Consider the following 14633-nt stretch of genomic DNA (forward strand, 5'->3'; position numbering starts at 1 on the left):
CGAGCCGGCTCAGCGCAACTCGACGGTCTTGCCGTCCATTGTGATGCGCTCGGCGCGCAGCTCGTCGGCCTTTTCCTTGCTGGCGTAGCCGACCAGCGTGACCTCGCGCCCCACGGCGACCTTGTCGGCGGTGGCGCCGCGCGCCTCCATCCGCGACACCGGTGCCAGCACGGCCAGCCAGCGCTTGCCGCCGGCGTCGACGCGGATATGCGCGTGGGGGTTCTCGTAGTGGCTTTCGACGATCTTGCCGGTCAGCGTCAGCGGCCTGGTCTCGTCATAGGTGGACCAGCCGTGATGGGCAATGGCCGGCACTGCGGCCAGCGCCAGCGCGGCGCTGGCGGCAAAGAGGGCGGGGCGGAACAGGGCGCGGATGCTGGGCATGGGTGGTCTCCGGTCAGGACAGGTGCAGTATATGCGCCGATCCCGACCGTGGAAGTGAGACCTATGCGCGGCACGAGTCTGCGCGCTGCACCAGCCGGTGCAGGCTAGGGCTCATGGGCTTGAGCGCGGCGCGTTCGGCCGTGAGCGCAATCGCCAGGTTGCTGCGGCCGCCGCGCAGCGCCGCCTCGAGCAGGGTCAGGCTGATGACGTCGCGCTGCGCATGGCTGCCGCCGAAGCGGTGGGCGATCAGGCGCACCGGCGTCAGCAGGTCGATGGCAGTGGTGTAATCGCCCTGGTCGAACGCGATCAGGGCATCGGCCACCGGCAGCCCCACATCGCGCGACATCATGGCATTGGTGCCGTTGCCCAGGGCGGCGCGCTCCAGCGCGGCACGGACCTGGTCGGCGGCCGCGGGCCGGTGCGCGCCCAGGCTGGCCATCACGGCATGGACATCGTTGAAGGCGTAGTAGCCGGCCGCGCCGCGGCCCAGCCAGTCGTCGGCCACCGGCTGCCAGCGCCGGCCCACATCCACGCCGCGCAGGTGCAGCCGCCACAGCAGCGCTGAGGCATCCACCAGGTCCAGCGCGATCGCCGGCGCGGGGCGCTTGATACAGCGGTCGTACAGCGCCAGCACCTCGTCGGTCCTGCCGTCTTCCAGCTGGAACAATGCCAGGTGCCACCAGTTGTGCACGGCCAGCATATTGTCGTCGGACCAGTCGTCGCGGCGCCCGTCCAGCCAGGCGATGCCGTCGGCCAGGCGGCCCTGCATCTCCATCACGTGCGCCACCGCGTGCACGGCCCATGGGTCGCGCGGATTGAGCTCCAGCGCGCGCCGGCCGCTTTCCTCGGCGCGCTCGTAGAGCTGGGTTTCCTCCAGGCCGAAGGCATGCATGCCGAGCAGGTAGCCGTAGCCCGGCATGCCGGCATCCCAGTGCGGCAGCGCCTGCGCCACGCGGTCGCGCAGCATCGATGACTGCCCCAGCAGGAAGTCTTCGAGATGCGCGGTCTGGATCGCCAGCAAGTCGCGTGGATAGTCGATCACGATATCGCCGTAGAGTCGGACCGAGCGCTCGAACTCGCCGTCCAGCCAGGCGCGTGCCGCGGCAATATGGCGGCGCTCGCGGTCGTTGGCGCTGGTGTGCAGGGCTTCGCCGGCTTCGACGCTCTGGCGCAGCATGAGCTCGGCGGTGCCGTCGCCAGAGGTGACCATCAGCGCGGCGCGCAGCGCGTGGCCCATGGCGAAGCCGGGGTCGGCGGCCAGCGCCGTGTCAATGGCGGCGAGCGGGTTGCCGTAGTAGCTGTTCAGCAGTTGCAGGGCGGTCTCATACTGCTCGACCGAGCGGGCGTTCTGGGTCGAGACCGGAAGATCCCGTGAATCCGTGAGTGCCATGGCAATCTCCGTGCGCCCGCGGCAGCGGGGCTGTCACGAACCATCGTAGACGGCAAAACGCCCCGTGTAACGGATGCGGCGGGGTGCGCCGCACCATGCCCGCCACAAGGCGCATGGCCGGGGTGCGTTGTGCGCTATATGCCGCTGCCGCCATATCGTTGCCGTGTGTCGGTTAAACTGCCGCATCCCCAATCACGACCTCACCATCAGGTTTCCCATGAAAACACTTGCGCTTTTCCTCGGCACCCTGACCTTCGCCTGCGCCGCATCCGCGGCCGCCCCGGCTGCCTCGGCCCCGGCCGCCCCGGCCGCCCCTGCCGCACCCGCGGCGGCGCCGCAGACGCTGGCGTCGGGCATGACCATCCAGCACCTGATCAAGGGCAATGGCGCCTCGCCCAAGGCCACCGACTCGGTGCAGGTCCACTACCGCGGCACGCTGGCCGACGGCACCGAGTTTGACAGCTCGTACAAGCGCGGCCAGCCGATCTCGTTCCCGCTCAACCGCGTGATCCCGTGCTGGACCGAAGGGGTGCAGGCGATGCAGGTGGGCGGCAAGGCCAAGCTGACCTGCCCGCCGGCCACGGCCTACGGCGCGCGCGGCGTGCCGGGCACGATCCCGCCGAACGCCACGCTTACCTTCGAGGTGGTGCTGCTGGGGATCGGCGGCTAAGAGCCCGCATCAGCGCGGCGCCTGCGGCTGCGCGGGCGCAGGCGTGCCCGCCGGCGCCTCCGCGGCGGGCGCTGCGGCCGCGCCGCTGTCGTCGTTTTCGTCGTAGTCCGGCAGCGACGTGCTCTCTCCCAGCAGGTAGCGGCGCCGCTGCACGTAGGCATCGCGCACAAAGGTGTACTTGTCCAGCGCCGCCAGCTTCAGCAGGTCGGTGGCGCCCAGCAGGTTGGTGCGCACGTCCACCACGTTCATCCCGAACAGCGAATTGCGCACCGCCGGCTCGGCATAAGTGGTCGGGTCGAACTGGAAATTCACATACAGGCCCACGCCGTCGCGGAATGAGCTGGGGCCAAACAGCGGCAGCACCAGGTAGGGTCCCGACGGCACGCCCCACGTGCCCAGCGTCAGGCCGAAATCCTGCGAATGCTTCTGCAGGCCGGCGGGCGTGGCGATGTCGATCAGTCCGCCGATACCCAGCACGGAATTGATCGCGACCCGCATGAAGCTCTCCGCGGCCTCAACGCCCTTGCCTTGCAGCAGGTTGTTGGCAAAGTTGCCGATGTCCGCGATGTTCGAATAGAAATTGGTGACCGCGGTGCGCACCGGCTCCGGCGTGACCGCCTTGTAGCCCTTGGCCACCGGCACGGCCACGTACTGGTCGAGCTTGTCGTTGACGGTGAAGACCGCGCGGTTCATGGGCTCGAACGGATCGTCGGGATTGGCTTGCGGGCCGGTGGCGCAGCCGGCGAGCAGGGTGGCGGCAATGGCGGTGGTGGCAACGGATGTAGCGCGCTGGCGTAAAGGCATCGTACGAAGGGGTTCGGGGTCGGCCGCGTCGGGTTTGTGATTATGACCGGGCAGCCTTGTCATGTTTGTGATGGGCGCCTTCGCGCGGGCGGCCCATCAGGATCGGCTGGAAGAACACGGCCCCAACCAGCGTGCACGCCAGCGCCAGCGCCAGCAGCTTGCCCATGCTGGCGGTGCCGGGATGCTGCGACAGCCACAGGCTGCCGAAAGCGGTGGCGGTGGTGGCCGCGCTGTACAGCACGGCGTGCGTCAGGCTGGACTGCAGCAGCTGGGTCTTGCCGTGCCGCCAGGCAATCACGTAATAGATCTTGAACGCGACGCCGACGCCCAGCAACAGCGGCAGCGCGATCACGTTGGCAAAGTTCAGCGCAATGCCGAACAGCACGCACAACTCCAGCGTGACGATGGCCGAAACCAGCAGCGGTATCAGCGTGCGCAGCACGTCGCCGAAACGGCGCAGCGTGATCCACAGCAGGATGGTGATCGACACCACCGCCCACGCGCCTGCCTGGGTAAAGGCGGCCATGATGGTATCGGCCGAGCCGCGGATCGCGATCGGCCCGCCGGTGGCGGTCGGTGCCACGCGCTGCACCGCGGTGATGAAGCGGTCCAGCGCGGCCTCGCGCTGCGCGCTGGCGGGCGGCGGCAGCTTCGGGCTGACGCTGACCAGCGCGCGCCCGTCCGGCGTGATCCAGTCGCGCACCAGTTCGGGCGGCAGCGTCTGCTGGCTGACAGGCTGCGGGTCCAGCGCCAGCTTTAGCCGTGCCAGCGCCAGCTGCAGCGGCACGGCGATGGCGCGCTCGGCGCGGTCGCGCGTGGCGGCGTCGGCGGAGGCCAGCTTCTTCAGCGCGGCGGACAGGTGCGCGGCTTCAGCCGCACCCGGACCGGGATGCTCGTCGGCGGCGATGGCCAGCTGCCGCGCGGCATTGCGCAGCGCATTGACGCGCACGCTGTCGGTGGCGGGCGTGGCGGTGGGTTGCGTCAGCGCCGGCATCAGCGCGGCCGAAGCCTGGCCGATGGCCTGCAGCTTGGGCGGCTGGTCGCCGGGGATAAAGGTCTGCAGCGTGACCGCGCGTGCCACCTCGGACAGCGCCGCGAGCTTGCCGGCGAGATCGCGTGCGGCCGGCAGCGAAGGCGCTAGCACGCTGACATCGTCGGTGCCGGCCTGCGGCGCGTCCCTGAGCGCCAGCAGCGTGGCCATCGATTCAGATTTGGGGTCCTTCAGGTGCAGCGGGTCGAAGTCAAAGCGCAGGTGCGGCAGCAGCGGCGCGCCTGCCAGGATCGCGAGCAGGGTGACCAGCAGCACCGGCTTGCGATAGCGGTCGAAGAACCGGTCCGCGGGCGCCAGCCACGCGAAGCCCGGCGCCTCGGGCTCGCCGCCGGGCTTGAGCACGCAGATCAGCGCCGGCAGCAGCGTGAAGGTGGTGGCGAATGCCACCATCATGCCCACGCCGGCGATCAGCCCCAGTTCGGCCACGCCGCGGTAGTCGGTGGGCAGGAAGCAGAAGAATGCCGCCGCCGTGGCCGCGGCGGCCAGGGCCAGCGGCGCGCCCACGCCGCGCGCGGACAGCCCCAGCGCTTCGACGATATGGTCGCGGTCATGGCGCTCGGCGCGGTAGCGCACGCCGAACTGGATGCCGAAATCCACCCCCAGCCCGACGAACAGCACCGCGAACGCCACCGAAATCATGTTCAGCGAACCGACCATGGCCAGCCCCAGCGCCGCGGTGATCAGCAGCCCGGCAAACAGGCTGGCCAGCACCGCCACGATCAGCCGCGCCGAGCGCAAGGCCAGCCACAGGATCAGGACCACCACCAGCACCGTCAGCACGCCGTTGAGCACGGCGCCGTCGCTGACCGAGGCGAATTCATCGTCGGCCAGCGCCTGCGGGCCGGTCAGGCGCACCGTGGCCTGGTAGCGCTGCGCCAGCTGCAGGTCGGCCGCTGCCTGCCGGATCGCGCGCGAGGCGGCGGCCCCGGCCTGCAGGTCGCTGTAGTCCAGCACCGGGCTGAGCGCGAGGTAGCTGTAGACCTGGCCATCGGGCCCAGGCTTGAGGCTGTCGTCAAGCAGCCCTGCCCAGGACAGCGCGGCGGGCTTGCCGGCCAGCACCTGGTCCAGTGTCTGGGCACTGCTGCCCAGCAGCCTGGCCATGTCGCCCAGCTTTACCTGCCCCATCTGCAGCGGCAGCGTCAGCGTGGTGGTGAGGAGATCGGACAGGCCGCGCAGGGTCGGGTCATGCGCGAGCGCGTTGACCAGCGGACGCGCCTGCACGAGCTGCTGCGAGAGCTGGCGCACTTCATCGTTGCTGGCGAACAGCAAGCCGTTGCGCGCGAAGAACGGGCCGCCGCCGGGCTGGCTGACCGCGGTGAAGCGTGCCGGCTGGCGGCGCAGCGCCTCGGCCAGCGCGTCGGCGGCGGCGTCGGCCAGCTCTGTCGCGGGCGCCTGCACCACCGCCAGGATCAACTGGTTGCGCTGGGGAAAGGCGTCGCCGATGGCGGCGTCGCGCACCGCCCAGGGGGCGTCGGATTCCAGCAGGCGGCCGATATCGGTGTTGATCGCAAAATTACGGGCCACGTAGACGCCACTGGCGGCGGTCAGCAATGCCGCGAGGATGATGACGCGCCACGGCCAGGCGGTGGCAAGCCGGACAATGCGTGTCAGCAGCGAAGTCAGCATGGGCGGATCCAAGGAGCACGAACCGCGAGTATATCGGCTGGAAGCGTGGCGCATGCGGCATGCGGCATGCGCGGCACAGGCATCCGCGATTCAGGCCGATCCGCTATAAACTGTCAGCCTGGCGCCTGCGCTGCAGCGGCGGCGCCGCTTCACATTCCTTCCTGGCTCTCACATCCATGACGATTCACGGTTTGCTTCCCCTGGCGCCGCTTGCAGCGGTGGCCATGGTTTCCGTAGCGCACGCCCAGGCTGTCCAGCCCGGCGACCTGCGCGCCAGCCCCGAGCGGCTGGTGCAGGCCGCGGTAGAGGGCGTGATCGGCACCATCCAGTCCAATCCCGACACCCGCGCCGGCGACCTCGGCAAGATTACCGCCGTCGTGCAGAAGCAGTTCCTGCCTTACACGGATTTCCAGCGCACCACGCGGCTGGCAGTGGGCAGTGCCTGGCGCACCGCCACGCCGGAGCAGCAGCAACAGCTCCATGAGCAGTTCCAGATGCTGCTGGTGCGCAGCTATGCGGTGTCGCTGGCGCAGCTGCGCGAGCAGAACGTCAAGTTCCGCTACCAGCCGATCAAGTCCGGCAGCGGCGCCACCGATGTGGTGGTGCAGACGCGCGTGATCAACAATGCCGACGAGATGCAGATCGACTACCGGCTGCAGCGCACTCCCAACGGCTGGAAGATCTACGACATCAATATGATGGGGGCGTGGCTGATCGAGGTGTACCGCAAGCAGTTTGCGGACATCGTCGCGCGCAGCGGGGTCGACGGGCTGGTGAAGTACCTGACCACCCACAACGCGCGCCAGGCATCTGACGCCTGAGCGCCGCACGCCATTATGGGGCGGCGTGACCGGTGTCCCGGCTGCGCCGCCAGTGGCGCAACTCCACCCATTGCCATGACAGCAGCGCGGGCACGCCGAACAGGATCTCGCGCGCGCGCTTGACCAGCGCCAGCGCTAGCGAGACCTGCGCATCGATCCCCAGCACCTGCCCCAGCAGCATTACCACCGCTTCCTGCACGCCCAGCCCGGCGGGCACGAAGAAGGCCACCTGGCGCGCGGCCTGGGTCAGCGATTCGATCGCCAGCGCCTGCCAGACCGGCACCGGATGGCCCAGCAGCATCAGCGCCAGCCAGATCTCCAGCGTGCCGCTGACCAGCCCTGCCAGTTGCCAGCCCAGCGCCGCCAGCAGCTCGCGCCGGCGCCGGTTGAGCGCGCGGATATGGGCATCGAGCCGCGCGCCGTCGATCATCGCGACAATGCGGTGATCTTCGCCAAACAGCTTGCGCGCCGCGCCTTCCAGTTTCTCGAAAATCGCGGTATGCCGCAGCGACATCGCGAACAGCACCGGCACCGGCAATGACAGCAACAGCCCGGCCAGGATGACCCAGGCCCCGCCGCTGTCCTGCAGCGCGGCCACTAGCAGCAGCACCCCCATGGCCGAGAACAGGTACTGCGAGAACAGCGTCAGCATCACTTCGACCACGATGCTGGCAGTCACCGCGGTGGTGTCGCGGATGCGCAGCCGCGTCAGGCGGATGCCGACCAGTTCGCCGCCGACCCCCACCGTCGGCAGCAGGCGGTTGACCGCTTCGCGCACTGTGGCGACCCACCACAGGAAACCGAGCCCCGCCTTCTCCTCGGGGTCGGCCGAGGTCAGCAGGACGCGCCAGCCTTGCGCGTCGAGCAGCAGCGGCAGTGCGTGCAGGGGCACCAGCAACAGCAGCAGCCAGCCGCCCTGCGCCACGATCGCGGCGATATCGCTGGCGCCCTGGTGGATCACCAGCGCGGTGAGCGCCAGCAGCCCGAGCAGGCCGGTCAGGTAAGCAATGCGTTTCATGTTGAAAAGTCAGGGCACCAGCACGTCGGCAAAGCCGCCGCGCCGGTTGGCCGCGCGCTCCAGCGCGGCGCGCACGCGCGGCGACAGCAGCGCGGCCAGTTCGTCGGCGTGGCGGTAGCCGCGCATCGATGCGGTGATGGCCTCGCCAGAGACCACGGCCGGGTGCAGGTAGATCTCGCCCACGCCCGCGGGCAACTGCGCCAGCGCCTGCAGCAGGGCTGCCTCGTCCATCTGGCCGCTGCGCGCGATGCCAACCACGTAGTCATTGTGCGCAATGCCGGCGCGGTCCAGGCGCCGGCGCAGCAGCGCCAGCCAGGGGCGCAGCAGCAACGGCGCGCCATGCTCGCGCGGCAGGCGCATCGCACGCAGGCCGTAGTCGCGCCCGATCGACAGGATCAGCGACAGCACCGTCGGGTGCAGGTGGAAATGCTTGTGTGTGTTGACGTGGTCCAGCGGCAGGCCGGTGGCGGCAAAGGCTTCGAACTGCGCGCGGATCTCCGCCGCCAGCTGGCGGCGCACCCGCGGCAGGAAGAAGAAGCGGCAGCCGTCCAAGGCCATGGCCGAGCCGAAGCGGCCTCCGGCGTCGACCAGGTCGGGGATCTGCGCGCGCGGCAGCGTGGCCGGGCCGTCGGCCAGCACCACGTGCAGCCCCACGCGCAACGACGGCAGCCGGCGCGCGCGCTCGACCGCGTCCGCCACGGCGGGCGCGCCCACCATCAGGCTGGCGGCGCTGAGCACGCCGTCGCGGTGGGCCAGCTCCACCGCCTCATTGACGGCGGGGTGCAGCCCGAAGTCGTCGGCGGTGACGATCAGCGCGCGTTGCGAGGCACAGGAAAGCGCGTGGGCCAGGATCAGGCCTCGTGCGAGCGCAGGAAGCGGAAGAACTCGACGCCTTCACGCAGGCGCCGCTTCATCATGTCCCAGCTGCCCAGCATCTCGCGCACGATTTCCCAGATTTTGCCGGGGCGGAAGTAGAAGCGCTTATAGAAGGTCTCCACGCCGTGGTAGATGTCTTCCTTGGACAGGTGCGGATAGCTGATCGCGGCCAGCTGCACGCCCTGGTCGTTGACCAGGTTGATGACCTTGTTTTCCTCGAGCCAGCCGTTCTCCACCGCCTGCCGGTACAGCGTGGTGCCGGGGTAGGGCGCGGCCAGCGACACCTGGATGGTGTGCGGGTTGATTTCCTTGGCGTACTCGATGGTCTTCTCGATGGTCTCGCGCGTCTCGCCCGGCAGGCCCAGGATAAAGGTGCCGTGGATCTGGATGCCCAGCTTGCGGCAGTCCTCGGTGAAGCGGCGCGCAATGTCCGTACGCAGGCCTTTCTTGATGTTCAGCAGGATCTGGTCGTCGCCGGACTCATAGCCCACCAGCAGCAGGCGCAGCCCGTTCTCCTTCATGATTTTGAGCGTGCTGTACGGCACGTTGGCCTTGGCATTGCATGACCACGTTACGCCCAGCTGGCCCAGCCCCCGAGCGATCTCTTCCACGCGCGGCTTGAAGTCGGTGAAGGTGTCGTCGTCGAACATGATCTCCTTGACCTCGGGCATGTTCTCCTTGATCCATTTGACCTCGGCGATCACGCTTTCAGCCGAGCGCGTGCGGTAGCGGTGCCCGCCCACGGTCTGCGGCCACAGGCAGAAGGTGCAGCGCGAACGGCAGCCGCGGCCGGTGTAGATCGACACATAGGGGTGCTTCAGGTAGCCGATGAAGTAGTTGTCGATCTTCAGGTCGCGCTGGTAGACCGGCGCCACGAAGGGCAGCTCGTCCATGTTCTCGATCATCGGGCGCTGCCCGTTGTGTTCGAGCGAGCCGTCCGGCAGGCGGTAGGACAGCCCCAGGATGTCCTTGAGCGGCTTGCCCGCGGCCACGTCCTGGCAGGTGTAGTCGAACTCCTCGCGGCAGACGAAGTCGATGGCCTCGCTCGCGCCTAGCGTGCCGCCTGGATCGACCGCGGGCTTGGCGCCGACCATGCCGATCATCACATCCGGCTTGCGCTTCTTCAGTTCCTCGGCGAACTTGGCGTCGGTGGGGAACGAGGGCGTGCTGGTGTGGATGATGACCAGTTCATAGTCCGCGGCGATATCCAGCGACTGCTGCACGGTCAGGCCGTCGGCCGGTGCGTCGAGCACCCGGCTGCCCGGCACCAGCGCGGCGGGCTGCGCCAGCCAGGTCGGGTACCAGAACGACTTGATCTCGCGCTTGGCCTGATAGCGCGAGCCCGCGCCGCCGTCGAAGCCGTCGAAGGAAGGGGCCTGGAGGAAAAGGGTTTTTTTCATAGCGGCCTCTGGGGATGGATGCCGGTGGATGAAGGTTGATTCGGGGTCAGCGCAGGACTGGCGTGCAGGGCATCGCGCACCGACAGCACCTGCTCGCGCCACTGCACGCGCTTGCCTGCCAGCGCAAATGCCCAGCCGGCCAGCAGCAGCGCATCGCGCAACGGTGCGCGCAGTGCGGCGGCGACGCTGCCTGCCAGCACGCTGCGCGCCAGCGCGCCGACGGCCGCCACCGCAAGTACCAGCGGCAGCGGTGCCAGCAGCACACCCAGCGCCAGCATCGGCCAGGTGAACGTGATGAAGGTAAAGGCAAAGCCCGGCGGATTCAGCGAACGGATCGTGCGTAGCCAGCGCAGCTCATGTCGCCACAGGTCGGTGAAATGGTCCTCGGTGACGTCGGTCGTGACCACCACCTCCGACAGCACCGTGCGCAAGCCTTGCTGCCGCGTCAGCTCACCCAGCCAGTAGTCGTCGGCCAGCCGGCCGGACAAGGCTGCGAGGCCGCCGATGGCTTCCAGCGCATTGCGGCGCAGCGCAATGGTCGCGCCAAAGGCAAAGCGTTGCGATCCGCCCGCGTGGGCGATGCGCACCGACGGCGCGAACCAGTCGTCGATAAACTGCGCACCAATGCGCGACCACAGCCCGCCAGTCGGTTTGCCGCGGTAGAGGCAGGTGACCACGCCCACGCCGGCGTCGGCCAGCGGCGCGGTCACGCGCGCCAGGTATTCGGGCGGCACGGCGATATCGCTGTCGGCGATCACCAGCACATCGTGCCTGGCCTGCGCGAACAGGTTGATCAGGTTGCTGACTTTCAGGTTGGTGCCGTGCACTTGCGGATCGACCACCAGCGCGATGTCGCACGCCGGGAAGTCGCGGCGCAGCCGTTCAACCACGGCGATGGCGGGATCGTCTGCGGCACGCACGCCGAATACCAGCTGGAACGACGGATGCCGCTGCCGGCACAGCGTGGCCAGGTTCTCGTACAGCCGGGGCTCGGCGCCGCACAGCGGCTTGAGCACGCTGACCGGTGTCGTTGCCGTGCCGCCGCCTGCCGCGGGCGCGCGGCGCGACAGCCAGGCGGCGGCCAGCGCATAGCCCGCCGACACGCAGGTCAGCGCAGCGCCCGGGAGGGTGGCGGCAAGTTCGGTGGCCATCGGCAGTGCAGTCAGTGCGTGGCCGCGGCGTTGGCCTTCGCCGGCCGCGGCCGGTTGGCGGGCGGCTTCGCGCGCTGGATTTCCTCGAGCTTGATCTCGACGTGGCGCGAAAACACGTAGTCGGCCGGCCGCTGCTTGTCCAGCGCAATATCGGGCGCCATCGGCCCGCTGGTGCGCACGCCGCGAAGGCTCACGCCCAGCGCCTTGAGCGGATGGGCAAAGGTGTCCGCCACGGCGGTGGCCTCATAGCCGCTGTGCACCATGCAGTCGGCGCACTTCTCGTAGTTGCCGGTGCCGTAGGCGTCCCAGTCGGTCTCTTCCATCAGCTCGCGGAAGGTGGCGGCATAGCCCTCGCCCACCAGATAGCACGGACGCTGCCAGCCGAATACGGTGCGCGCCGGGTTGCCCCACGGGGTGCAGTGGTAGGTCTGGTTGCCGGCCAGGAAGTCCAGGAACAGCGTCGACTGGCTGAAGGCCCAGTTCTTGCCGGCGCGGCCACGGCTCAGGATGTCGCGGAACAGCTGGCGGGTCTTGCCGCGGTTCAGGAAGTGCTGCTGGTCCGGCGCGCGTTCATAGGCATAGCCCGGCGACACGGTGATGCCGTCCACGCCCAGCGCCTTGACCGAGTCGAAGAACTTCGCCACGCGCTCGGGCTGGGCATCGTTGAACAGCGTGCAGTTGATATTGACGCGGAAACCCCGTTCCTTGGCCAGCCGGATCGCCTCGACGCAGCGGTCGTACACGCCTTCCTGGCACACCGAGCGGTCATGCATCTCGCGGTCGCCGTCCAGGTGCACCGACCAGATGAAATACGGGCTGGGCTGGTACTGGTCCAGCTTCTTTTCCATCAGCAGCGCATTGGTGCACAGGTAGACAAACTTGCGCCGCGCGATGATGCCTTGCACGATCTCCGGCATGTCCTTGTGCAGCAGCGGCTCGCCGCCGGCGATGGACACCACCGGGGCACCGCATTCATCCACCGCCCCCAGGCATTCCTGCACCGACAGGCGCTGGTTCAGGATGGGGTCCGGATAATCGATCTTGCCGCAGCCTGAACACGCCAGGTTGCAGCGGAACAGCGGTTCCAGCATCAGGGCAAGCGGATAGCGTTTCTGTCGCGACAGATGCTTGCCGACGATGTAGGCGCCCACGCGGGCGACCTGCAGTAGCGGAATAGCCAAGGCAACTTCCTCTGGTTGGGTTCAGCCGGCGATATTCTCGTTGGCGGTGGCAGGTACGGCCGCGGCTGCGGCGGTTTCCTTGCCGGCCTTGCGCGGGGCCGGTCTCGGCTTCACGTCGGCCAGCTCGGCCGGCAGCCGGAACTCGGCATGTTCCTCGCGCCCGGCCATGGTGGTGACATCCACCGGGCCCAGCCGGCGCAGCGCGTTGATCACGTCCTCGACCATTTCCTCGGGGGCGGAGGCGCCGGCGGTGATGCCCACCACGTTGGCGTTGCGCACCCAGGCGGGGTCCAGTTCGCTGCCTTCGGCGATCAGGTAGCTGGGCACGCCGCTTTCCGTGCCGATCTCGCGCAGGCGGTTGGAGTTGGAGCTGTTGGTCGCGCCAATCACCAGGATCACGTCGGCCAGCTTGCACAGGTCGCGCACCGCGCTCTGGCGGTTTTGCGTGGCGTAGCAGATGTCGCGCGTATCGGGACCGACCAGGTTGCTGAAGCGGCGCCCGAGCGCGGCGATGATATTGCGGGTGTCGTCCACGCTCAGCGTGGTCTGCGTGACGTAGGCGACCGGGGTGTCGGCGGGCAGGTCAAGCTGCGCGACCTCGGCCTCGTTCTGCACCAGGATCACCTTGCCCGGGATCTGGCCCATGGTGCCTTCCACCTCCGGGTGGCCGGCATGGCCGATCAGGATCACGGTGCGGCCGCTGGCCGCGTACTGGCGCCCCTGGGTATGGACCTTGATCACCAGCGGGCAGGTGGCGTCGATGGCATGCAGCTGGCGCTGGCTGGCATCGGCGATGACCTCGCGCGAGACCCCGTGCGCGCTGAAGATGGTCACGGCGCCGGTCGGGACTTCGTCCAGCTCCTCGACGAAGCGCGCCCCCTTGTCCTTCAGTCCCTCTACGACGTGCTTGTTGTGCACGATCTCATGTCGCACGAACACCGGGGCGCCATGCTTGACGAGGGCGCGGTCGACAATCTCGATCGCGCGCACCACGCCGGCGCAGAAGCCCCGGGGCTGAGCAAGAATCACCTGCATAGAGTAAGCCCCCCGACCCATTTCAACGGGTGTCAGTGTTTGGGATGGCGGGACGGGAAATGCACCGGCAACCACCGGAGATCCACCGCAGATCACATTTCCGTCGCACGGTGGTTACTATATACCCGACACGCCGGCTTTGTCTGGAGTCGCCTTGGCCAGCGCGAGGCTGGCCAAGGCGACTCCGCCTCACGGGAAAACGGGTTTATGACGAAAAACGATGACGTGCTGGTGACAGGCGCCTCGGGCTTTCTGGGCTCGGCGGTGGCGCGCAGGGCGCTGGCACGCGGCTTCCGGGTGCGCGTGCTGGTGCGCCCGCAGAGCCCGCGGACCAACCTGGCCGGGCTGCCGGTGACCGTGGCGGAAGGCGACATGCGCGACGCCGGCGCGGTGGCCGCCGCGCTGCAGGGCGTGCGCTACCTGTTCCATGTGGCCGCCGACTACCGGCTGTGGGCGCCGGACCCCGAGGACATCGTGCGCACCAACGTCGACGGCACCCTGGCCGTGATGGAGGCTGCGCAGCAGGCCGGCGTCGAGCGGGTGGTCTATACCAGCAGCGTGGCGACGCTGCGCGTGGCCGGCGCGCGGGCGCCGGTGGACGAGACCGCGGCGCTGCGCCCGCACGAGGCCATCGGCGCCTACAAGCGCAGCAAGGTGCTGGCCGAGCGCGTGGTCGAAAAGCTGGTGGCCGAGCGTGGCCTGCCGGCGGTCATCGTCAACCCGTCCACCCCGATCGGCCCGCGCGACGTGCGGCCGACGCCGACCGGGCGCATCATCGTCGAGGCCGCCACGGGCAAGATCCCCGCCTTTGTCGATACCGGCCTGAACCTGGCGCATGTGGATGACGTGGCCGAAGGGCATTTCCTGGCGCTGGAACGCGGCCAGGCCGGCGAGCGCTACATCCTGGGCGGCCAGGACGTGATGCTGCAGCAGATGCTGCGCGACATCGCGCAGATGTGCGGCCGGCGCCCGCCGACCATGCAGCTGCCGCGCTGGCCGCTGTACCCGCTGGCGTACGGGGCGGAGGCGGCGGCGCGCTTTACCGGCAAGGAGCCGTTCATCACTGTAGATGGACTCAATATGTCCCGGTACCGGATGTTCTTTACATCAGACAAGGCGCGCAAGGTGCTGGGCTATCAGCCGCGGCCATACCAGGAGGGCTTGCGGGACGCGCTGGAGTGGTTCCGGGCGCAGGGGTATCTCGACAAGCGCTAAGCTGGCACGGCACG

13 protein-coding genes are annotated in these 14633 nt (G+C 68.8%); 3 read left to right on the plus strand and 10 right to left on the minus strand.

Going from position 1 to position 14633, the window contains the following annotated elements; all coding sequences use genetic code 11:
- Window positions 1–9: 9 nt before the first annotated feature.
- Both AC3WL8_RS04435 and AC3WL8_RS04440 read right to left on the minus strand, forming a co-directional pair.
- Window positions 10–381, minus strand: a complete 372-nt coding sequence (locus AC3WL8_RS04435) for a DUF6152 family protein (protein WP_211979422.1) — start codon at window positions 379–381, stop codon at window positions 10–12.
- A 61-nt stretch (window positions 382–442) separates the two neighbouring features.
- On the minus strand, window positions 443–1771 hold the full coding sequence (locus AC3WL8_RS04440; RefSeq protein WP_492377950.1) for a tetratricopeptide repeat protein: 1329 nt from the start codon (window positions 1769–1771) through the stop codon (window positions 443–445).
- A gap of 217 nt (window positions 1772–1988) precedes the next feature.
- Here AC3WL8_RS04440 and AC3WL8_RS04445 point away from each other — a divergent pair, with 217 nt between their 5' ends.
- Complete coding sequence (locus tag AC3WL8_RS04445; RefSeq protein ID WP_013953788.1) at window positions 1989–2441, plus strand: FKBP-type peptidyl-prolyl cis-trans isomerase; 453 nt, start codon at window positions 1989–1991, stop codon at window positions 2439–2441.
- 9 nt (window positions 2442–2450) lie between these two features.
- Here the strand turns inward: AC3WL8_RS04445 and AC3WL8_RS04450 are convergent, their stop codons facing one another.
- Together AC3WL8_RS04450 and hpnN are read right to left on the minus strand one after the other, a co-directional pair.
- Window positions 2451–3245, minus strand: a complete 795-nt coding sequence (locus AC3WL8_RS04450; protein WP_013953787.1) for an MlaA family lipoprotein — start codon at window positions 3243–3245, stop codon at window positions 2451–2453.
- A gap of 40 nt (window positions 3246–3285) precedes the next feature.
- Window positions 3286–5922, minus strand: a complete 2637-nt coding sequence (gene hpnN, locus AC3WL8_RS04455) for a hopanoid transporter HpnN (RefSeq protein ID WP_211979421.1) — start codon at window positions 5920–5922, stop codon at window positions 3286–3288.
- 176 nt (window positions 5923–6098) lie between these two features.
- On the opposite strand from hpnN, the gene AC3WL8_RS04460 reads away from it, so the two are divergent.
- The gene (locus AC3WL8_RS04460) at window positions 6099–6743 is read left to right on the plus strand and encodes an MlaC/ttg2D family ABC transporter substrate-binding protein (protein WP_211979420.1); all 645 of its coding nucleotides are present in this window, start codon (window positions 6099–6101) and stop codon (window positions 6741–6743) included.
- A 13-nt stretch (window positions 6744–6756) separates the two neighbouring features.
- On the opposite strand, the gene AC3WL8_RS04465 is transcribed toward AC3WL8_RS04460, so the two are convergent.
- From AC3WL8_RS04465 to ispH, 6 genes are read right to left on the minus strand one after another with little or no spacing between them, the layout of a single operon-like run.
- Window positions 6757–7761, minus strand: a complete 1005-nt coding sequence (locus AC3WL8_RS04465) for a lysylphosphatidylglycerol synthase domain-containing protein (RefSeq protein ID WP_211979419.1) — start codon at window positions 7759–7761, stop codon at window positions 6757–6759.
- 9 nt (window positions 7762–7770) lie between these two features.
- Window positions 7771–8574 carry a hopanoid biosynthesis-associated protein HpnK gene (gene hpnK, locus AC3WL8_RS04470; protein ID WP_080569609.1) on the minus strand — a complete coding sequence of 268 codons (804 nt, stop codon included), beginning with the start codon at window positions 8572–8574 and terminating at the stop codon, window positions 7771–7773.
- Between the two features lie 38 nt (window positions 8575–8612).
- Window positions 8613–10037 carry a hopanoid biosynthesis associated radical SAM protein HpnJ gene (gene hpnJ, locus AC3WL8_RS04475; protein ID WP_211979418.1) on the minus strand — a complete coding sequence of 475 codons (1425 nt, stop codon included), beginning with the start codon at window positions 10035–10037 and terminating at the stop codon, window positions 8613–8615.
- A complete protein-coding gene (gene hpnI / locus AC3WL8_RS04480) occupies window positions 10034–11188 on the minus strand; it encodes a bacteriohopanetetrol glucosamine biosynthesis glycosyltransferase HpnI (protein WP_211979417.1) in 1155 nt (384 codons plus the stop codon). The genes hpnJ and hpnI overlap by 4 nt, the downstream gene beginning before the upstream one ends.
- A gap of 11 nt (window positions 11189–11199) precedes the next feature.
- Window positions 11200–12369 (minus strand): adenosyl-hopene transferase HpnH, encoded by a 1170-nt coding sequence (gene hpnH, locus AC3WL8_RS04485; RefSeq protein ID WP_013953780.1) that lies wholly within the window; start codon window positions 12367–12369, stop codon window positions 11200–11202.
- Between the two features lie 21 nt (window positions 12370–12390).
- A complete protein-coding gene (gene ispH, locus AC3WL8_RS04490) occupies window positions 12391–13404 on the minus strand; it encodes a 4-hydroxy-3-methylbut-2-enyl diphosphate reductase (protein WP_114133171.1) in 1014 nt (337 codons plus the stop codon).
- Between the two features lie 207 nt (window positions 13405–13611).
- Between ispH and hpnA the strand changes: the two genes are divergently transcribed.
- Window positions 13612–14619, plus strand: a complete 1008-nt coding sequence (gene hpnA, locus AC3WL8_RS04495; RefSeq protein ID WP_153953303.1) for a hopanoid-associated sugar epimerase — start codon at window positions 13612–13614, stop codon at window positions 14617–14619.
- The last annotated feature ends 14 nt before the right edge of the window (window positions 14620–14633 follow it).

It is taken from the genome of Cupriavidus sp. FW305-F7 (assembly GCF_058782875.1).

Bases quoted from the DNA above. Each gene is read 5' to 3' on its own strand.
- AC3WL8_RS04435 (WP_211979422.1), bottom strand. From the start codon at position 381: ATGCCCAGCATCCGCGCCCTGTTCCGCCCCGCCCTCTTTGCCGCCAGC.
- AC3WL8_RS04440 (WP_492377950.1), bottom strand. From the start codon at position 1,771: ATGGCACTCACGGATTCACGGGATCTTCCGGTCTCGACCCAGAACGCC.
- AC3WL8_RS04445 (WP_013953788.1), top strand. From the start codon at position 1,989: ATGAAAACACTTGCGCTTTTCCTCGGCACCCTGACCTTCGCCTGCGCC.
- AC3WL8_RS04450 (WP_013953787.1), bottom strand. From the start codon at position 3,245: ATGCCTTTACGCCAGCGCGCTACATCCGTTGCCACCACCGCCATTGCC.
- hpnN (WP_211979421.1), bottom strand. From the start codon at position 5,922: ATGCTGACTTCGCTGCTGACACGCATTGTCCGGCTTGCCACCGCCTGG.
- AC3WL8_RS04460 (WP_211979420.1), top strand. From the start codon at position 6,099: ATGACGATTCACGGTTTGCTTCCCCTGGCGCCGCTTGCAGCGGTGGCC.
- AC3WL8_RS04465 (WP_211979419.1), bottom strand. From the start codon at position 7,761: ATGAAACGCATTGCTTACCTGACCGGCCTGCTCGGGCTGCTGGCGCTC.
- hpnJ (WP_211979418.1), bottom strand. From the start codon at position 10,037: ATGAAAAAAACCCTTTTCCTCCAGGCCCCTTCCTTCGACGGCTTCGAC.
- hpnI (WP_211979417.1), bottom strand. From the start codon at position 11,188: ATGGCCACCGAACTTGCCGCCACCCTCCCGGGCGCTGCGCTGACCTGC.
- ispH (WP_114133171.1), bottom strand. From the start codon at position 13,404: ATGCAGGTGATTCTTGCTCAGCCCCGGGGCTTCTGCGCCGGCGTGGTG.
- hpnA (WP_153953303.1), top strand. From the start codon at position 13,612: ATGACGAAAAACGATGACGTGCTGGTGACAGGCGCCTCGGGCTTTCTG.